At 39.7% G+C, this 19,942-nt stretch carries 20 protein-coding genes and 1 pseudogene; 5 read left to right on the top strand and 16 right to left on the bottom strand.

Annotated elements, in window-relative coordinates:
- Positions 1 to 77 precede the first annotated feature (77 nt).
- The gene (locus tag AC0YOD_RS08940; protein WP_475798919.1) at positions 78 to 1,061 is read left to right on the top strand and encodes a LacI family DNA-binding transcriptional regulator; all 984 of its coding nucleotides are present in this window, start codon (positions 78 to 80) and stop codon (positions 1,059 to 1,061) included.
- Between the two features lie 294 nt (positions 1,062 to 1,355).
- Here the strand turns inward: AC0YOD_RS08940 and AC0YOD_RS08935 are convergent, their stop codons facing one another.
- Both AC0YOD_RS08935 and uidA read right to left on the bottom strand, forming a co-directional pair.
- Positions 1,356 to 2,762, bottom strand: coding sequence for an MFS transporter (locus tag AC0YOD_RS08935; RefSeq protein ID WP_475798918.1), 1,407 nt, complete (start codon positions 2,760 to 2,762; stop codon positions 1,356 to 1,358).
- A 121-nt stretch (positions 2,763 to 2,883) separates the two neighbouring features.
- Entirely contained in the window at positions 2,884 to 4,683 is a 1,800-nt protein-coding gene (gene uidA / locus AC0YOD_RS08930; protein ID WP_475798917.1) for a beta-glucuronidase, read from the bottom strand.
- 127 nt (positions 4,684 to 4,810) lie between these two features.
- On the opposite strand from uidA, the gene AC0YOD_RS08925 reads away from it, so the two are divergent.
- A complete protein-coding gene (locus AC0YOD_RS08925) occupies positions 4,811 to 6,019 on the top strand; it encodes a helix-turn-helix domain-containing protein (protein ID WP_475798916.1) in 1,209 nt (402 codons plus the stop codon).
- Positions 6,020 to 6,081: 62 nt separating this feature from the next.
- Here the strand turns inward: AC0YOD_RS08925 and AC0YOD_RS08920 are convergent, their stop codons facing one another.
- The 3 genes from AC0YOD_RS08920 to AC0YOD_RS08910 all read right to left on the bottom strand — a co-directional run bounded on the left by AC0YOD_RS08920 (position 6,082) and on the right by AC0YOD_RS08910 (position 7,961).
- Positions 6,082 to 6,525 (bottom strand): hypothetical protein, encoded by a 444-nt coding sequence (locus AC0YOD_RS08920; protein WP_475798915.1) that lies wholly within the window; start codon positions 6,523 to 6,525, stop codon positions 6,082 to 6,084.
- 280 nt (positions 6,526 to 6,805) lie between these two features.
- Positions 6,806 to 7,561, bottom strand: a complete 756-nt coding sequence (locus AC0YOD_RS08915; protein ID WP_475798914.1) for a class I SAM-dependent methyltransferase — start codon at positions 7,559 to 7,561, stop codon at positions 6,806 to 6,808.
- A 295-nt stretch (positions 7,562 to 7,856) separates the two neighbouring features.
- Positions 7,857 to 7,961: a hypothetical protein gene (locus AC0YOD_RS08910; RefSeq protein WP_475798913.1), complete on the bottom strand. Its 105-nt coding sequence runs from the start codon at positions 7,959 to 7,961 to the stop codon at positions 7,857 to 7,859.
- A 323-nt stretch (positions 7,962 to 8,284) separates the two neighbouring features.
- On the opposite strand from AC0YOD_RS08910, the gene AC0YOD_RS08905 reads away from it, so the two are divergent.
- On the top strand, positions 8,285 to 9,097 hold the full coding sequence (locus AC0YOD_RS08905) for a class I SAM-dependent methyltransferase (RefSeq protein ID WP_475798912.1): 813 nt from the start codon (positions 8,285 to 8,287) through the stop codon (positions 9,095 to 9,097).
- A gap of 356 nt (positions 9,098 to 9,453) precedes the next feature.
- Here AC0YOD_RS08905 and AC0YOD_RS08900 read toward each other — a convergent pair whose 3' ends face one another.
- From AC0YOD_RS08900 to AC0YOD_RS08855, 10 genes are all read right to left on the bottom strand, one after another.
- Entirely contained in the window at positions 9,454 to 9,663 is a 210-nt protein-coding gene (locus AC0YOD_RS08900) for a hypothetical protein (protein ID WP_475798911.1), read from the bottom strand.
- An 88-nt stretch (positions 9,664 to 9,751) separates the two neighbouring features.
- The gene (locus tag AC0YOD_RS08895) at positions 9,752 to 10,324 is read right to left on the bottom strand and encodes a YdcF family protein (RefSeq protein WP_475798910.1); all 573 of its coding nucleotides are present in this window, start codon (positions 10,322 to 10,324) and stop codon (positions 9,752 to 9,754) included.
- Between the two features lie 297 nt (positions 10,325 to 10,621).
- Complete coding sequence (locus AC0YOD_RS08890; protein WP_475798909.1) at positions 10,622 to 11,491, bottom strand: AraC family transcriptional regulator; 870 nt, start codon at positions 11,489 to 11,491, stop codon at positions 10,622 to 10,624.
- A 281-nt stretch (positions 11,492 to 11,772) separates the two neighbouring features.
- Positions 11,773 to 12,633, bottom strand: a complete 861-nt coding sequence (locus tag AC0YOD_RS08885) for a protein phosphatase 2C domain-containing protein (RefSeq protein WP_475798908.1) — start codon at positions 12,631 to 12,633, stop codon at positions 11,773 to 11,775.
- A gap of 184 nt (positions 12,634 to 12,817) precedes the next feature.
- Positions 12,818 to 13,954: a DUF3626 domain-containing protein gene (locus AC0YOD_RS08880; protein WP_475798907.1), complete on the bottom strand. Its 1,137-nt coding sequence runs from the start codon at positions 13,952 to 13,954 to the stop codon at positions 12,818 to 12,820.
- Positions 13,955 to 14,190: 236 nt separating this feature from the next.
- Entirely contained in the window at positions 14,191 to 14,547 is a 357-nt protein-coding gene (locus tag AC0YOD_RS08875; protein ID WP_475798906.1) for a VOC family protein, read from the bottom strand.
- Between the two features lie 121 nt (positions 14,548 to 14,668).
- Positions 14,669 to 14,950 (bottom strand): hypothetical protein, encoded by a 282-nt coding sequence (locus AC0YOD_RS08870; RefSeq protein ID WP_475798905.1) that lies wholly within the window; start codon positions 14,948 to 14,950, stop codon positions 14,669 to 14,671.
- 41 nt (positions 14,951 to 14,991) lie between these two features.
- Positions 14,992 to 15,240 (bottom strand): CPCC family cysteine-rich protein, encoded by a 249-nt coding sequence (locus AC0YOD_RS08865; RefSeq protein WP_475798904.1) that lies wholly within the window; start codon positions 15,238 to 15,240, stop codon positions 14,992 to 14,994.
- A gap of 181 nt (positions 15,241 to 15,421) precedes the next feature.
- A complete protein-coding gene (locus AC0YOD_RS08860) occupies positions 15,422 to 15,769 on the bottom strand; it encodes a VOC family protein (RefSeq protein ID WP_475798903.1) in 348 nt (115 codons plus the stop codon).
- A gap of 340 nt (positions 15,770 to 16,109) precedes the next feature.
- Positions 16,110 to 17,003, bottom strand: coding sequence for an AraC family transcriptional regulator (locus tag AC0YOD_RS08855; protein ID WP_475798902.1), 894 nt, complete (start codon positions 17,001 to 17,003; stop codon positions 16,110 to 16,112).
- Between the two features lie 232 nt (positions 17,004 to 17,235).
- Here AC0YOD_RS08855 and AC0YOD_RS08850 point away from each other — a divergent pair, with 232 nt between their 5' ends.
- A complete protein-coding gene (locus AC0YOD_RS08850) occupies positions 17,236 to 18,087 on the top strand; it encodes an aldo/keto reductase (RefSeq protein WP_475798901.1) in 852 nt (283 codons plus the stop codon).
- A gap of 219 nt (positions 18,088 to 18,306) precedes the next feature.
- On the opposite strand, the pseudogene AC0YOD_RS08845 reads toward AC0YOD_RS08850, so the two are convergent.
- Positions 18,307 to 18,432, bottom strand: a pseudogene (locus AC0YOD_RS08845) (manganese catalase family protein); the annotation flags it as partial.
- A gap of 380 nt (positions 18,433 to 18,812) precedes the next feature.
- Here AC0YOD_RS08845 and AC0YOD_RS08840 point away from each other — a divergent pair.
- Positions 18,813 to 19,523, top strand: coding sequence for a dihydropteridine reductase (locus AC0YOD_RS08840; protein WP_475798900.1), 711 nt, complete (start codon positions 18,813 to 18,815; stop codon positions 19,521 to 19,523).
- Positions 19,524 to 19,942 lie beyond the last annotated feature (419 nt).

The following is a 19,942-nucleotide window of genomic DNA, read 5'->3' as shown; positions in this document are numbered from 1 at the left end:
ATTTGCAAAAAATGTATTCTATGATAAAGTGAACGAAATAAATGAGAACTCGGACTAGCTCCATTCGGAGGGAATACATGGTAACCATCAAAGATATCGCAGACCGAGCAGGCGTCAGTTTCTCCACTGTCTCCAAGGCATTGAGAGACAGCCCGCTCGTACAGAACAAAACAAAACAACATATTCTTACAATCGCAAAGGAAATGGGTTACCAACCCAATATCGCAGCCCGAAGTCTCGTCTCTAGAAAAAGCGGAGCGATAGGCGTTGTATGGCCATCCATTGAACGTGCTGCCCTTTCCTCACTGATCACAAAAATTAATGAACAGCTCGAGAAAAAGGGTTACATCACTTTGTTATCGATAAGCCATTTGGAATCAGCGATCGAAATCTTCCGCAGATACCAAATAGACGCCATACTCGTCTTCGGTGACAAGGATAACATTTCCAGCTTTAATAACTTAAGTAATCTGCAGATCCCCATTCTCACCTATGGCGCTGCAGGCTACACACCGTACTCTGCCGTTGACGTCAACCGTGGCCAAGCCGTTCGACTTGCCGTACGTCATTTGGTTAAACTCGGTCATAAAGATATCGCCTATATTGGCGAACCTAACTCGCAAGATCCGCTGCAGGCCGTTAAGATCGAAGCTTTTCGCGACGAAATGACCCGTCTGGGCTTACCTGTCAGGAACGACGCGGTGCTTCAGATGAACGGCTTAGAATTTCACGACGGATATATGGCCGCACGTACGATGCTGGAGCAAAAGGCATGTCCCACAGCCGTCATCAGCGGCGGCATCGATTTGACACGCGGTATCATTCGAGCAATAGGAGAGCATGGACTTCATGTTCCGCAAGATATTTCTGTAATCAGTTATGACAACCTGCCTCAGATGAAGGATCTTGAACCTCCGATGACCGTTGTCGGCGTAGCCATAGATACGATAACATCCGTCATTTCAACAACCATTCTCGAGCTTATTGAAAACCCGGAATCACATAAAACCGTATACTTGGAACCGGAGCTCGTGATCCGCAACTCCACCTCCCATAGGTGATTGGAGATGGATGAAACCGATTATTCCTTTCTCGTATAGCCCTTCCCTTTTGCGATAAGTGGAGGTAAGTATCGAAGCACCTGTTTCATTCATTGAAAGCTGCCTGGTCGAAATCGTGCTTCGATGCTCCGTACTTCCGCCCCCTTCAGTTTAGTTAATTTAATAGATGAAATCCCCCTTCACTCAATGGTCTATATACGAAAACAGTTTTAAAAAACCTCGATCCTTTTCCAAACTAAATAAATAAGCCCGAGGCTATGCCCCGGGACAATCAAAAACGCAATCGCATATTCTCTATAACCGATTATTATTTTTCAACTGCTCATTTAACCAGAGCAAACGCTGCTTCGATAAATTATAAATCCACACAATAGCAACTAACGAGATCAATGAACCAAGTGCAGGAATCAGCGTGATCAAACTCTTTATTCCTCTTGCAGCCTCCTCCGTTTGAATCTGTAATCCAGAATTATATCCGACAGCAACAAGCGCAAAACCTCCGAGTCCTCCTGCAACCCCTTGTCCAATTTTACGAACTAACGAGTAGACGGAATAAACGGTCCCCTCTTCGCGTTTGCCTGTTATGAATTGCTGATAATCGATGCTATCCGATACCATAGCCCAAACCAAAATATTTAAGAAGGCTATACCAAAGCTTGAAACAAAGTAAAAACCAATGTACACATAAGGACTTGTTATAGGAAGAACAAACATAATGAAATTAAACAAAACCGCAATAATTAAGCCGATGATAGCAGTCTCTTTCTTCCCGTATTTCCTAACCAAAGGAGAGACAAATGGCATAGCAAGGAGCGCTGAACCCAATCCAATTATACCAGCCAAAGATATTAGTCCCGGTGTTTGGAAATAGTCTTTGAATAAATACGGTGTTAATGCGGAAACAACCATAAATGAGACCATCATTCCGAAGGATGCGAGCATGATACCAATAAGTGCTTTGTTTTTAAATAAGCCTTTCACTGTTTTGAATAGATTTATTTTCTCAGAGAGAGGCTTAACTGTTCTTATTCTTTCTACCGTCATCCGATAAGAGCTTAAGTAACAAATAATAGCCAATACTGCGCAAACGATGGCTATCGATACAAATCCGTTTGCCGTAGGTGTTTTTCCACTGCCGAATATAATGATCGGTGCCACCGTCATAATAAAAACATTAGCTAGAATAGCACCCATCGTCCTGAATGTAGAAAGTGATGTTCTTTCCACAGGATCTGATGTGATTACGGATGCTAAAGAACCGTAGGGTATGTTTATTGTAGAGTAAGCTAAGCCCCACATAATGTAGGTTGCCGTTGCCAGAAAAACCTGCCAGCCTGCTGCGACTGGAAAATAAGTAAATGTCAAAACACCGAAAGCGGTTACAGGAATTGCGCTATATAACAGATAAGGCCTAAACTTACCTTTCGCTCCGACTGGCCTAGAATCGACATAAGCCCCCCATGCAACATCAAATAATGCGTCTAATACTCTCGCCACGAGTAAAATCATGCCTGCAGTCGCAGCCGATATTCCATAAATATCCGTATAGAACAACATTAAATAACCGCTAATTAATATAAAAAACAAATCATTCCCAACGTCTCCGAACATATAGCCGATTTTATCTCTGATCCCAAACTTTCTGATGCCTTGAACGGCCTGAACTTCCGTCTTTTCCAGCAGCTTCGCAATTTGTTCCATGACTTATCCCCCGTGTAGGTACAAAATCTCAGGACGGGAAAGACGTTAGCCAGCGGCCTTCATCTATCCCCATTCCCGAGTTGACATTTTCGTTTATTACATGGTGCAAGGGCAATTGCAATTATCGCTTATATCCGAAATCTGGAATGGCAGACCATCTTTCGCGCAGTGCGAGAGCTGCGTATTTTGGTTTTCTGTCCCTTGTGAAAATCCCCTTCTTGTTACCCTGCACACGGATAAATCCTTGGCTTGTATTAAAATCAGCGAAATTCCACACTTGCTCGCCAACGAAGTTATCGAATTCATCAAAAACTTCGTGATTCGCGCGCAAGTACTCCACTTGGTATTCTTCTGTGAACATGACGGCATCGATATCATGTAAACCCGAAACAGTATCGGCGCCGTACTCGGTCATCACAATTGGTTTGTTTGGACAGCGCTCACGCCAGCCATTCAGTTCTTTACGGAGATTCATTTTAGCACTCTCCAAATCCCCGCCATCCACATACCATCCATAATAACGATTTAATGCAAGTACATCGATAAGCTCTGCTACTTTGCATGTATCGGGTGTTGACATTAAATGAGTTGCGATGGTTACAGGTCTATGTTGCGGGTCAATGGCTTTTGTCAGTTCTACTAACGGTTTAAAATACTCGTATGCCCCGTCTTCCTCAGAAGCCGGTTCATTCGCAATCGACCACATGACCACACACGCATGGTTCTTATCCCTAGCAATCAGCTCTTTAATCACTTCTTGATGATGCTCTTGTGTTTTAAGTTCAGCCCATGTATTCCTTTTTGGACCTCCTCCAAAAAGAGCGGCCATGAAATTCAAGTGCAGTCCTACAGCAGGAGTCTCATCGATAACGACTAGGCCTTCTTGATCAGCTAATCTCATTAGCTCTTCCGAATATGGATAATGTGCCGTACGGAAAGAATTGGCTCCGATCCATTTCATTAAATGGAAATCCATTACATTGACCGATTCGTTAAAACCTCTTCCATTAATAGGAGAATCTTCATGTTTGCCGAACCCTTTGAAATAAAATGGCTTGTTATTTATCAGAAATTTTCCGTCGACTACCTCAACCGTCCTTACTCCGAAGGGCTGTAAATATACATCAACGATTTGATCGCCATTTAATAGTTCTACTTTAAGGTTATATAAGTATGCGTTAAGCGGCTCCCACAGCTTTACATCGGAGATTCTGATTTCACCTTGCACTTCACTGGCTTCCCCAACACTTACACCGTTTGCATCTAATACACTTACTCTAACGCCAGCCTCACCCACTACATCCAAAGAATAATTCACAATCCCTGACTTCTCATTTATTGAAGGAATGATCGTAATGTCTTTGACATACGTTTGGGGAGTTGAATAGATTTTAACGGGTCTATGAATTCCTGCGTAATTAAAGAAATCGAAGTTAGGCTGATTCCGTGCAACCTTGCCTACGCCAGGAATATCTTTCTCCGTGTAGATCCCAATTGGGAGCGTTGTTTCGTCTACGATACTATTTACGGCAACCGTTACACGGTTTGAACCTCCTACCAGATTAGAGCTAAGCTCTGCTTCAAAAGGGGTAAAACCGCCTTTATGCTCTGTCAAGAGCTCCCCGTTCACATAAACCTTAGCAGTATGCGTAGCTGAACCGAACCGAAGCACGATTCGCTGGGATCGGAAGAAGCTCGGCACCGTAAATTCTTTCTCATACCATACCCAGCCAACGTGATTGCGAATATCAGCGGTTACGCCTAAATCATTAAAGGATGATGGAACCGCCATATTCATCGTATCGCTAAGCGTAGATTGAAACCATTTCTCTTCAAATCCTTTTTCTGTATCCAGCTTGAACTTCCAAATACCGTTTAAATCAATAATCGCACGGGAATCACTAACAATGGGATATAACATCTCTCTACTCCTTTGTGTCCTTAATTGTGTTTCTGTAAGATAAAGCTTATACTAAAAGCGCTTACAAATATAAGCACTGCATTAACACCTTAAGGACTAAATTAGCATTAAGGAGACACGTTTCAACATGGGATATGATTTTCTCCAAATCACTCCGATCAGTACGACCGTTTATCATTTGACAGGTATTAATACTTTAGTGTTAGACGAATACGGCTCTACCCTGTTCGCTCATGAACATGACCAACTGTTGGATTTTCTTTTTGAAGAACAGAATGAAACTCTTCAACATCTTAGCAAGGAGGCAGTAGAACTTGATCAATGCTGCCTCTATACGAACGACTGGGGACTCTCCTACTTGGCTCGACGTTTTCAATCCAGTAATAATGGCACTCTTATTTTGGTTAACGGCCCCTTCTTATTGCAAATCCCGGATACGAGTAAACTAAACATTCAACAAAACAGTCGATTTGCGTTAGAACAATTTTTTAAAGGTCTAACCCTTCTTGGGATCTCCAAAGTGCAAAGTATTATCAACATTCTCGATAAGGCAGAGACGATTTACCATGTTCCGATGAAAGTTGTTCCCGCAAGACAAAAACGAGAAGAGCAGCACCAAAAATCAATCACTGATACTAACTATTATCAACCTGATGAACAAGATGTAGAACTAATCGAACATAAATATCGTTTTGAGAAAGAAGTCATGCATGCTGTAGAACTTGGAGATACGAAGCTTATAAATGATTTGATAATAAAAATGAATAACATGTACGATCTCTCCGAAAGGTTCCCGAACCAACCGGTCAGAGCCATGAAAAATGGCTTAATCATTTTCAATACACTTTTACGCATTGCCGCAGAAAAAGGAAAAGTGCAGCCTTTTTTTCTGAACAAAATATCCGAAAAATTTTCTAAACAAATCGAGCGTACCGATAAAATTGAAACTCACAATATATTAATGGCTCAAATGAGTAATGAATATGGCGAACTAGTGAAAAATAACGCTATTACTGGCTATTCCCCTGTCATAAAGAAGGCAATGGAGTTCTTAAACATTTATATGGGCAAACCTCTGGATTTGGAAAAAATGTCTCAGCATTGTTTTGTTCATCCTGTTCATTTATCAAGACAATTCAAAAAAGAAACAGGAATGACCTTGACGGACTATCAAAACTTAATTCGAATAAGAGAAGCGAAACGTCTATTGAAAAACGCTCAAGAAACAATCGCTAATATTGCTGGAGCGGTCGGTTTTAATGATTCAGGATACTTCACTCGTATATTCAAAAAAATCGAAGGCATAACACCAACGGAATACCGCTGCTTACAATAAGAATATTATTCATGCAAAACAGACCAAAAGCCGCTGGGCAGCATTTGGTCTGTTCATTGAATTCAATGCATAATAGCTTCATTTGCTCTTCGAACTATAAATGGTTTTATAAATTCACTAAATTCCGGTAAAAAAACCTTACCCTCAGTGCAAAAAACGTACCCTTCACCAGCACCGTTCGTGAAGGTAAAATGTTCATTTGAACTCGTCGATAAACTTACTTGAAGTGGTCCTCCTTTTGGCATGGGACCGTAATATGGTTGTATGTCTTCCTTTCTTACTTTTCGTAATATTATAATAAGCGAATCAATCTCATTTTTTGTGAGTATCCAGCTAAATCTAGGACCCCATTTTACATGTCCTGCTTGGACTTCATTTGCAGTTAAACTAAAAACTCGCATATCAGAACTACTTTGGGGTGCACTAGATGGAGATGAATCAGCAAAAGCAGTGGAAGTACTAACCAGAAGGCAGATAACCAAAATCATGAACATTTTTCTTTTCATCATTCCACCTCATTTTTTTGACTATTTTACCCTGAATGAGGAGAATCATTACACTAATCTGCCCTTTAATTGAATAGTGGCGGAACTCTAAAGGTGATCCAACGCTATATCGTGCTAAAATAACACAATCGTAACATCATCCTTTATTTACATTTTCGAACGTTTTTTATTGAGAAAAACTGCTCGTTAGTTAAATAAAAAGCTACCTCTCGGTAGCCCTTTCATTATTGAACTATCGTGTTCCTTTAGCACAATGATTCTCTATAAAACGAAGCTTGATCTATACTTCTCCCCAAAATATCTCAGTTTCATAATCGAATAGAACAATACCATTCTGTTTATTCCTATCAAATAGATTTCGCAGTTCCTCCATCATCGGATTGTAATTCGGATGCCCAAGTACAGGGCTGTAGGAAGATGATAGCAACCGGCCTCTCAATCCCTCGAAATCGAACTCCTGACTCATTCTGAATCGCACTTCATGCATCGTACCTTCCTTGAAAAAAGAGAGCAACATCGACTCAGAAATATTTTTATGATTGACTTTTTCGTAGTCGGTTCCGTATGTATGAAGCAGTTGATCGTACTCTTCACGAAATGAATTACCGTTTGTAAGACGGGAATTCCAGATTAGTATTACTCTCCCGCCCGGCTGTAAAATTCTACGGAACTCGGTTTGCGCTGCTAAGCGATCAAACCAGTGAAACGCTTGTGCACAGACAATAAACTCAACCGACTGATCAGGTAATCCAGTAGATTCTGCAGATCCTAATAAAGTCTGAAAGTTCGGATTGTTTTCTAACATTTGCTCGGCGGCAACCCGCATTGCCTGATTCGGCTCGACCGCGATCACATAGCTTCCCTGTTCAAGAAGTAGCTTTGAAAAAATCCCTGTACCGGAACCGATATCAGCTATTTTACCGTTCGAACGCAAACCGACGATGTCGTACAAATAATCAACAGCCTCTTTCGGATAGCTCGGGCGGTACTTCAAATATGAATCGACTCGGTTCGAAAACCTTTCTCTGCTATTCATCTCTCGTCATCTCCCAGAATTTTATTAGTTTCATTTAGTAGAGTATTGTTTTTTGATTATTAAACTCTTATCTCCCAATAGTGGTAAACGTTCGTTGACAACGTCGATTTCTGAAGTAACCATGTTACTACCTTCCACACTAGGTTCGGCTATCTAAACTTCCTTACACTACTTTTCTCTCTTTATCTTAGAATCCCTTCCTGTTTATTCCATCATACTGCCCTTTAGTTGAGTAACTACGGCTAATATTCTGAATAAAGTACCGTTAATTAATGGGTCAACAAGGCACTAAGTGCTAAAATAATCGGCGATATAGCTCACGTCTCCGCTCTCCATATTGAGCAAATATTTGAGTGGTTGATGATTTCTCATGACCCAGCATGCCTTGGATAAAATCCAAAGGCGCTCCTTTCTCCAGCAGTTTACAGCATAGGTGTGGCGAAAACGATGCGGATATACATTTGCTTCAAATTCTCCTCGAACTGCAAGCTCGTGCCATTCCCACAGGATGGGTCGGTCATTTCTGCGAGACCAAATGAACGCTGGTGGATGATTTTGGGATGATTTTGGGATGATTTTGGATTGATTTGTTCATAAAAAATGGTATATTATTTTGGGGCTAATAGCGCAGAGAGTTCGTGTTCGATATGTATTATTGGGATAACGCGCTAGTCGGAATATACGTTTAGGCTCATATTATTTATATTTGGGGAGGGCGTCGGCATGGACAAGAATTCTGTTTATAAAACAAACATTATAGGCGCTGGCGAGGTTGGCAGCGCCATCTCAGTCGACATGGATAAGAATTCTGTTTATAAAACAAACAGCTTCTATTGGGATACAAAAGGAAATGAATTCTTAGGAGCAATCGTACTTCCTTTTTACGGAGCATTTGTCTCAGAAGAAACATGCCAGCTTTTTGGTGATGTCTCAGGGAAAAAGATGCTGGAGATAGGCTGTGGTAATGGTCAATCCTTGCAATATCTGGGGGAACGCAAAGCATCTGAATTATGGGCTGTAGATATATCAGAAAAACAAATCGAAAAGGCAACGCAACATTTGAAGGCATGCGGTCTTTCAGCAAAATTGATCTGTTCTCCCATGGAAGAAGAATGCGGCATACCCGTGGATTATTTTGACTTTGTTTATTCGATTTATGCCATAGGCTGGACCACCGACCTTGAGGGTACTTTTTGCCGGATCGCTTCTTACCTTAAAAAAGACGGTGTATTTATTTTCAGTTGGTCTCACCCTATACACAAATGTGTTGTTGCAGAAAATAATATGCTTGCTTTTAAAAAATGTTATTTCGATGAATCTTGGTATTCGGTATCTCTTGATGAAGGTGCGCTAACATTATCGGACCGTAAACTATCAACCTATGTGAATGCGTTGGCAAAAGCGGGATTTGTAATTGAGCAAATGATTGAGCAATCTGATGATGAAATTATGCAATCGCGGGACGATAACAGCGATTTTGCAAAAAAAGCAAAGATGCTTCCTGTAACTTTTGTAGTCAAAGCAAGAAAACTATAGTATCCGATAGCTTAATCATGACTAGCAAATTCTTAATACATCGCCATTCAAATTCAACATTTCCCATCGTTTTATCTCATCTTTATCTGAGCATCCAATCGAAATATTATAGTGATCATAGTTTTCCTTAATATTCATTCTACTCTACATGAATTTCCTTTCCGTTACGTATTTGTCCCTCCAACAAGATACCTTTGAAGATAAAAGCACGAGTCTGCCGTTACATGCCGGCAGACTCGTTCTGGTGATTGTTAAGCTTTAGTGTTCGTTAGCGTAATAATATTATCTACCACATCAATAAACCGTTATATATATTCAGATTCTTTTCTGTTCAGCAACATATAGCTGCTTGATAATTAATTATTATTCTGTCTTGCTTTAACAACTCTCGGTATTTGTTTCTCATAAATGGTTAATACATTTGAAATCAATTGTTCGCTCGGGATCATGTTATCTTTCAAAGCAGCATATATAAGGTTCAAGAAAGTCTTCGCATCATTCTCAGTCAAACTTTTGATTGATTCCATGGTTCTATCATTTGAGAAATTTTCTTCCTTCGTCTCCATAACTATTCCCCCATATCTATGTATCATTTATTCTTCCTACACGACATTATATATGTGGATATAATAGGTTATCATTTTACTTATATCATTATTTAAAGAGATATTTATAATATGCTGGGAATTCTCGTATTAATGAGTAAATATCTCTAATCTCAAAGATTTTGGCATGAGCTGAATATACTTCATTAATATCCATTTTTCTAAAAGCTAATTTTGTCCTAGATATATGAAAATATTGAGTAATAACCATAACGGAGTCTAATTCTAATTCATCCATAATCTTGCTGGTACTCTGGGCGGTCATATATGAGTTGTACCCATTATTATCCTCTATAATTTTTTCTTCCGGTATCTCTTTATCTATTAAGTAAGATTTCATAACCTTTGCCTCATCGAAACCTTCCTTACCAATACCACCACTTACAATGATAAATGTAAAATAGCCCTCATTATAAAGTTCTACGGACTTATCTAATCTTGCTTTTAACCGCTCAGAAGGCTGTCCATTAACTTCTACTTTATTTCCTAATACCACAGCTGCGTCAACAGGTTTCAATTCATCATTCAACCCATCTATTATCACGAAAGTAGTGTGAATGATAAACCAGATAAAAAGACCTGCTACTACTATTAATAATCGTTTAATGAAAACAAAGTTCAATCTCTCACCTGCATTCTCTCATTATTTATCTATAATCCCTCCTAAATATTATCACACTTGGGCGCATGAAACATTCCACGCAGACGCACCATTACTCTCCTTTAATTTACCTCCTTGAAACAAGAACTATTTTATTATCCGGTCATGCTCCTTGCGAACACCTCAACATTTAAATATTTCTCGCATCCATTAAATTATCCTGCCCGTTAGTTTAATGAAATGAGCAGGTTAACGTAGCACCTGCTCATCAATGTCTATCATTCAACAATAGTTCTCCGTTACTTCAATAAACGCTGCTTATTTCTTTATAATGGGTATCCATATTTCGCTTTTAAATTGCGGCGATGCTACATCTTTGTGCTCATTCCAGAGCATTTCCGGCCCTTCGCTTAGCTCATATTCTGCGGACGGAAACCATTCGGAATAAATGCGTCCCCAGATCTCTTGAAGCGCAGTCGGAAAAGGGCCGACGGCTGTGAATACAGCCCATTTAGAAGCTCGCACCTCCAGCTGGGCGAAGCCATCTCCATCTTTCGTTGTAGCCGCCCCGATGTAATGATCGAGCTCTCCTTTTTCCTCAATCCGCCCTTCACTGAAATTCGTGGAAGCACTGATTAGTCCTGAAGGTTGAACATTCGAAAAGTCCTTAATCTTATCAATCATTTCTGGGGTGAGTCCTTCAAACATCGACGCAATCTCCGGATTCACCCCTTGAAATACGATTGGCACTCTTTTTTTGATCCCCACGATGCGAAAAGCCTCTTTGTCTTCAATTCGATAGTTCATTTCACTTCCTCCTTTGATAGTCAGTTGAAACGTCATCCGCGGGAAGGCTTTGAGGGACTGTCCATGGTTCCGGGCTTCCGAGGGCGTAATCCCATGCATGCTTTGGAATGCCCTAGTAAAGGAATCCGGCGAGGTATATCCGTATTTCATCGCAGCATCGATGATCTTGATGCCACTATGGCTTAACTCTAGTGCTGCCAAAGTTAAACGTCTTCGGCGGATGTATTCCGACAGAGTAATGCCTGCAAGGAATGAGAACATCCTTGTAAAATGATATTCTGAACAGCATGCAATTTTCGCTGCCTCCTGATAGTCCACACGATCAGTAAGATTCTCCTCAATATAACTTAAAGCTTTGTTCAGTTGCGCCAACATATCCATGATATCGCCTCCCCTCGTTACTAAAAGCATAGCAGAGAAGGTAATTCCCTTCCCGACATTTAGTGCACAATCCTGTAGGGTCTTTCTCAGCTCAGTCAACAGAAAACAAGTCTGGTAAGAATGCCATATGCTTCTTTGTTGTCTCTTTGAAGTTGGCCGGCAAATCCGTAGGATTGGGTAAACGGAAAACTTACTGTAGAGTAACAGAAAAAACAATGAGCAGCTGCCGCGGCAGACTACTCATTGTTTTTTCACTATCGTTACCCGTTAGTTTAATAAATTTACTTAGCACTTTGAAAATTAATCACAATTGCGGTCTTGTCATCCGATTTCTTAAAGCGGATATGGTCAATACACTCGGAGTCGCTTTCTTCAAGTTCTATTAACTCTTGAGTATAAAGTTTGATACCCTTATTTAATAGTCTATGCGCAACTAAGCTCCAATACGAGCTCTGTTCGGGCACGATATTAATAGGCAAAAACATCCCATCTGTCAACAAAATGATATGTTTTAGACATGTCAGATTAATTTTCCCGTATTCGAAGAAACGAACTGCATTCTTTTCCCCGTTTAGGACTCCGTAACCTCCATCAGTATTAGACTGATATCGGTTCTTTCTTATTGTATCAATAACGGTTTCATGAAGCTCTTTCTGGCTTTTCAAGCCTTTCGTTATTCCTTCCTGCCATTTAGCCAATGCCGGTGCTTCTAAGTGAGAAACTTGTCTCCATGTTAATGGACGAACCTCCTCATTTTCATACACGGCTAGAATCATGCAATCGCCCGTCTGTATGAACTCCACACCATCATCCTGAACACGTACGATTGACACTGCGGCTCCCCAAAGTTCTTCTTTTTTCTCCATATCAATATTGGCGAGCACCATTTGTTCCCTAAGAAGATCATTTACTTCAACCATGTGGTCCTTTAGACTTCCAAGATAAGAAATAGATTCAAAGTAGTCTCTTATCAAATTCGCCGCAATAAAACCACCAGTTTCCTTTTTGGAATTTAAATAGGGTACCAATGAAGATACTCCATCCAAAACTCCATACAAATTTGCTTTAGGAAGAGTAATAACGGCATCCTCATTTAGTAACCCAACTCCTTTCTGGGTGGCCTCCTCATAAGTTACAATCAAATTGTCACTCCGTTCTAAAATTATAATAAAATTTGGAACCTACTTTACCCTATTTCCCTATTACCAAGTATTGGAGCTATACCGCCCGTTACTTCAACGATAATAAATGTGCATAACCACCAAGCCAGTTCTGCTCCAAGTTCATTACACTAAAGTTCACCGTCAGCGCAATATGGCGCCGATTCTAAATCAAAATCCTTTGTGATTCAGCAGAATTGCCGAACCTTACCAACACATGCCACATGAATTTTAATTCCTGGAGTACCTCTTCATAATTTCCTCTATCGCTCCATGAATCGGGAATGTGTTTCAAATCATTAACAGCAGCTCCAACGATCCTGGCATCAATAAGATTTTCCCTGGCTATTCGTTTAGCCAGTGAGGACATAGTTGGCCCCCTAAAATCTGATGGTACTTCATCAACCTCAATAGAAAATCCCTTATGCCAATGAAGTTCTATTGAATATTTCGAGCATAGCTTCTCTAAAGTTCTCCCTATGTCTGTTCCTTGAAAAGAAGGGTCAGCCACCAGTATCTCCACATCAGCTTCAAGGGAAATATCACCATGGACTTGGGCCTCAATAAAGTGATTAAGATTTCGGCTTGGCATTTGTTTTACGCGATTAGTGATAGGCAACTCTAAGCAGAACAATAGTCGATCGATCACTTTTCGAGGTGACAGATCTTTTTCTCCAAGGGCATAATCTCGAAAGAATGCGTCTTTAAGAACGGCGGCAAAAATGTCATCGAACTCTTCATAGGTGCCTCTTTCTGCTGGATCATCCTGGGAACCACCGTAAGTATATGAACAATGATAGGATACCTGTGGATAAAGCAGGAAATAACACGACCCAAACCTCGGTGACGGACCATCAGAATGTAACATTAAATCCAATGCTCCGTATTTTGGTCTCTCACTATTGGTGACGCCCTCCAACTGATAAACTCCTCCAAACAGCCTCTTCTCCCAAATGTCTCGATCACCACCTGGGAATGCAGACACGCTTCCATTAGAAATCTGCGTTTCAAACTGACTCTTATAGATGCCTTGCTCATGTAATGCTTGTGCTACACTCTTCATGTTTGCAAGTGGACGGTCAGGATGGAAATGTAACGCTACTCTCGCATGTGATCTCAGTTTCGAGACAGCATCCTCAAATATACTCAAAGGGATATTCGACAGCTGGAGTATTTCTTGGATAGATGCTTGTGCAGCTACCCTTCGGCAACTGGCATACTGTTTGATATACTGAATTGCCATGGCCTGTGAACTCGTAAGGCGACTATTCTTTGACATCACATCACCAGCCTTAAAGATCATTTGATAGGTAGACTCTCCAGCGCGTTAGCGGAACAAGGCCGCCGATCACGGGCGGCAGCCTTGTCAGGTTATCCTTATCCCTAACTATTGCTTCCAATATTTAGACGTGCATTTATCGAGTTTGTTACGCTAAACTGCCCGTTCACTTAATAAAATGAGCTGGCCACCTCAGCGCCTGCTCATCCATGTGAATTATTCAACTATCGTTACCCGTTAGTGCAACGACACTACTGACACTAACACTTGCAAATCATCAACATGTTACCATCTGGATCTTTAAGATTAAACCAGTGGCCATTCTCTATATCGGTGACGAGTTCAATTTTACGGTCTTTAATGAATTGGTAAGCCTTATGTATATCATCAGTGTTAAAATGGAAGACAGGATTTCTAAAGTATGAATCCCCATTGTAAATATTGCTGTCTAAGACAAGATTTAATCCATTATTATCCAAAGGTATACAACAAAGATGGCCAGCGATAATATCAAACGTAGGTTCCAGACCAAGAATGGAGCAATACCATTCTCTCGCTTCTCTAATGTCACTCACAGGGATAAAAACAGCTCCAACTTTACTTAAAATAATACTCACATTTTCACACTCCTAAATTATCGTAATACAAAGATTTAAGATATATTGTACCATCCACTTGGTAAAATAAGGAGATATATTTATTGCTTTAATCTGCCCGTTAGCTTAACCATTTGTTCCTCTAATTTCTCAATTCACTCAAAAAGACATTAAGTGAATTTACTTCTGTATTTTCCACAATTACCTCATCTTCATCTTTCACTTCATCAAAAGGAATACCATTATGATGCGGGTATTTTAAAAACTCATTTATTATCGAATCAATGTTTTCAACAATTTCAATTTCACATTTAAAAGGTAGTTTTGTATGTATGTCTGAAATAAGATTAAAGCGTAACCTTCCAGATTGCCAATCAAACCATAAATAAAAAAGCATTCCGTGATTACAATCTGCTTTTGTCATTTATTCAACTCTATTAGTAATTACATCACAAATAAAAGAAGTTACTTCTCAGGAAGAGGTTTCCACTTCTCATCACGTTTTTCATTAGCAGCTGGCTTGCGATTAACACGTCCCAATAAGAAGGAGTTTTGATATTGCCTTAATGACTGAGTATTTGCTCCCCCCTCATAATCGGGGTCGTTATATTGAATACCATCATCTTCCCAAAAACAAATATCACAGATGTCATAAGTGCCTGGTGGTTCATAGTCCAGAGTTTGATAACCACAGCAAGGACATGTGTATTTCATATTTAGTGCTCCTATTTAATCTAAATTACTAAGTTCAGAAAATTAAAGTATTCGCGATATGATTAAACTAACCTGGCCGTTAACTTAATAAAATGAGCAGGCCACCTCTGCGCCTGCTCATCTATGTGAATTATTCAACTATCATATCATGTTAACTCAAGCGCAAATGAATTAGAACTCGTTATTTCTCCCAAAGCTCGATCAGTCGACCTTCAGGATCTTCAATCCAAATAAACTTTCCAAATTCACTAACCTCTTTTTTCTTTGCAAGAGGTACACCAATTTGTTCAAGATGCTTAATAGTCTCATTTAGATTATGGACTTGGAAATTCAACATCACTTGTTGTTCTGTTGGAAAATAACTGTCATTCTCGGAAAAGAAAGAAAAGATAGTCTCGTTTCCTAATTGGGGTTTAATCACAGTACCATTCCAATCATCTGTTTCAATCTTCAACACTTCACTGTACCATTTTTTTACAACTTTAAGATTCTTAGTCCTCCAAAATATTCCTCCGAAACCCTTTATCATTGTATCTAACTCCTGTCTGCCATCAAATTTTTAGCTATCCGATTACATTAGATATTCGAGATTTAAATTTAAGCTCCTTTTTCAACTATACTGACCATTAGTTGAACAAAGGTTGGGGGATTAATCCTTATTTCGTAGCCTATTTCAATTTCAACTTTATACTTCCCATCATTAAAGAGAAAATAACACTTGGTTCCCGTTCCTGCAATCTCTGCATAATTATTTGATTCCAAGTATTCTTATAGTGGATTTACTTAAAAGTCACCCTTGTCCACCGGCATTATTTTGTCATTTAACTGAATGACAATGCTTGTTCTCGACTTCACTTTTTTATTCCTTTTTATGCTCTCAGACGCTTTATATCTTGTCTTGGTGGGAAACCAAACAATCGGGAATATTCGCGGCTAAATTGTGAGGGGCTTTCGTAGCCAACTCGAAATGCCACATCAGTAGCATCTGCCGACTCGGTTAAAAGCAGGCGACGAGCTTCCTGAAGTCTCAGCTGTTTTTGGAACTGAATAGGGCTCATAGCCGTTACTTCTTTAAAATGCCTATGAAACGAGGAGACGCTCATATTCGCTATGTCGGCAAGTTCCTCAATCCGAAAAGTATGAACATAATGATTCATGATGTGCTCAATAACCTCTCTGATGTGATGGATTGAGCTCCCCTCCATTACAATTTGCTCTAAAATACTTCCATTCTCACCTTTCAGTACCCTATAAAGAATCTCCTTCGTAAATAATGGAGCAAGCACCGGTATATCTTTGGGATTATCTAACAAACGAACTAACCTGAGGACCGAATCCAACAAAGACGATTCCATCTGGCTGACAAACATAGCCCGCTTAGGATTTACTTTCGCTTTCACTTGATTTTCAGATTCATGTAGAACCTCTAGAATTTGGCTGGGTGTAAATTCAAGTTTGAAACCCAAATATGGAGTGTTGGGAGACGCATCAGTGACTTGGGCTGTAACCGGCAAGTGAACGGATGCAACAAGATAATCAGCCGGACTGTATGTAAAGCGCTCCTCCGCTAGCCATACCTCCTTCGCACCTTGGACCACCATACATAAGGAAGGCTTGTAAACGCCATGCCTTGGTACGTCAGCATTTGAGACACGGATGAAAAATAAGGATGAAATAGCGGTGGGGTGAACACCGTCTTTTTCTGTATATCGACCAATGATTTTGGCAAGTTCATTCTGTTGTTTCATAATTATTTCAGACATTTGCCCCTCCACTACGTCATTTTTATAGTTTGATTATAGCCCATATTCTTTTGTTATATAAGAGGAAGTGAGAGGATTAGGCAAACATTTGACACGAATGGGATAACGTTATCTTTTTCATCCGGTGCATAATAAGGATGTAATGAATGTATGTACAATGCATCATTAGATATGCGAGTTGCTGAATTTGGGTCCCTATACTTATACTTTAAAAATACTGGAGGATTTTATCATGCAAAAAGTAATTTTGAACAATGGTGTCGAGATGCCTATACTCGGTTTTGGTGTTTTTCAAATTGCAGATGCAAATGAATGTGAACAAAGCGTATATGACGCTATATTGTCAGGATATCGTCTAATTGATACTGCTGCCTCTTATCTAAACGAAGAAGCAGTTGGCAGAGCGATTAAACGAAGTGGCGTGGCAAGAGATGAATTATTTATCACTACAAAGCTTTGGGTTCAGGATACTGGTTATGAGCGTACAAAGAAAGCATTTGAAAGATCACTAAAACGATTGCAACTTGACTATCTGGATTTATATTTAATTCATCAGCCTTTTGGCGATGTGTATGGCTCTTGGCGCGCTCTGGAGGAGTTGTATCGTGAAGGCAAGATCCGTGCAATTGGCGTAAGTAATTTTCAAGAGGATCGTCTAATCGATTTGATTATTCATAATGAAGTAGTTCCTGCCGTAAACCAAGTGGAAACACACCCTTTCAACCAGCAAATTGAAAGTGCAACATTCATGAAAGAGAACAATGTTCAGATCGAATCTTGGGCGCCATTTGCTGAAGGGAAAAATAACTTGTTTCAGAATAAGGTATTGATAACTATAGCTGAAAAGTATAATAAATCCGTTGCCCAGGTTGTTTTGCGTTGGCTAACACATAAAGAAGTCGTTGTAATACCAAAGTCGGTTCGTAGAGAAAGAATTATCGAAAACTTCAATATCTTTGATTTTGAATTAGACAATGAGGATATGGAGTCGATTGCTGCGTTGGATACGAAACAGAGCCTATTCTTTTCACACCGGGATCCTGAAATGGTGAAGTGGATCGGTACCCGAAAACTCGATATTTAATTATGTTGGGGAGGGTCGATCCAATCGTATATCCGTTTTTAGTAAAGCAGTTGATTTGGAATAAGTTTCAGAAAGTTACATCGGGTTGGGGACACCATTCCTCAACCTGATTTTATTTCCTATAAGGCAATGTAATGAATCCTCACCACGTTTACATAACCGCATAACTCCAATAAAAAACTCCCTACAGTAAAAAACTTCACTGTAGAGAGTTAATTTCTAATAAAAAATCTTCTCATCCCGCTTTTCCTTAAGTATTTCCACCGCTTCCCGGAATCTTAACGAATGCACGATCTCCCGCTCCCGCAGGTACTTCAAGCTATCCTGCAAATCCACATCATCCGTAAATATCGAATAGGTACCCGATAAGTGTATATATCAATCCGGGTAGCATGTGTAACTGTCACAAACAATGCTTTACAGGAGTCCTCACTACTTGCGAGGTACTTCTTCAATCAAACCTTGCATTCAGCGGTGAAGTATATCTCTCTCTGATTGGATCCCTTTCCGTTTACAATCGCAGAGCAATTCTCCTAGTTAAGATCTTCATTTGTAGATTTGAAATAAAGTTGTACCTTTTGTAAAAAAGATATACCGTTTAAAATAAAGTTAATTTTAAATCGCATAAATTAAGTGAAATAATTCATCTATTTAATTGAGAATCGTTATCACTTGTTGTATACTTAATAGTAACGATAGCTATAACAGAATAAGGAGAATGTATAATGCAAATATATTGGACTAAAATAAATAAAATTATTGAAGAAACGCCAGAGGTTAGAACGTACCTGCTCGACTGTCCGGAAGGCTTTACATGGGAAGAAGGTTCCCACACCCACTTCGCACTGGAAGGTTTTAATACTGGAGATAAACCAAACCGCAGCCTAATCCGCCATATGTCAATCTCCACTTTACCGCGCGAAAATTCAATCGGTATCACTACACGCATCAGAGAACAGTGCTCTGAGTTTAAAGCGATTTTAAGAAATCTTGAAGTCGGAAATGAAGTTGCAATATTTAAAATCCATTCGAATGTACCGCTTAAAAGAGATGATAAAAATGTCTACCTGCTGTCATCAGGTGTCGGACTGGCAACCTTCAGACCACTTGTACTTGATTATTTCGAACGTTCTGAAAACGTCAATCAAATTCATTCCCTAAACATCGATTCATCAAAGGATTTCTTATTCACTGATATTTTTGAATCCGCACCCGACAAGAAGTTCACATCACAGTTCGTGGATAACCGTAAAGACTACTATGAAGTAGTGAAAAATCTTACTGGAGACAAGGATGGACTCTTCTATGTTGTCGGCAGCGACGAATTCCTCGTGCAGAACATTGAAGTACTACGAGAACAGGGCATCAAGCCGGAACAGATTGTGCTCGATAAGCATGAAGAACAACGCTCTAAGTTTTTATCATTGCCAATTTAAGCGAGATAAAATATTTTCTTGGTAAATGTTAAGTAGATGTTCCATTAACGGGCACGATTGCAGAACAACACAGGTCGAAAATGATCAATCTTTTATATAAAAAATGTATAGTACTTTATAGAGAATGACCCCGTTTTGATCAATTCTTTTTTTCAAAACGAGGTCATTTTATTTAACGTAAAATATGAGTTTGAGAGATATTTTTAGTAAAACTTTATTTAAAGCAACATCAATATTTATTTTCTGCGCCTCTCCAACTCGGCAGCCAGATCCCCTTCGGTACAGCGGCGACTGCTTTTACATGACGACGTTTGAACAATCCTCCATAATTTTATGATTTGAATGGATATTAATACTTGTGAGTGGTCCGAACTAATTTATATCAATCCAAGAGTAATTTTCCTATCGTTTTCGGGTTC

It is taken from the genome of Paenibacillus sp. J31P13 (assembly GCF_056269295.1).
The sequence above is the reverse complement of the archived record's forward strand: the minus strand, read 5'-3'. Positions and strand labels throughout refer to the sequence as shown.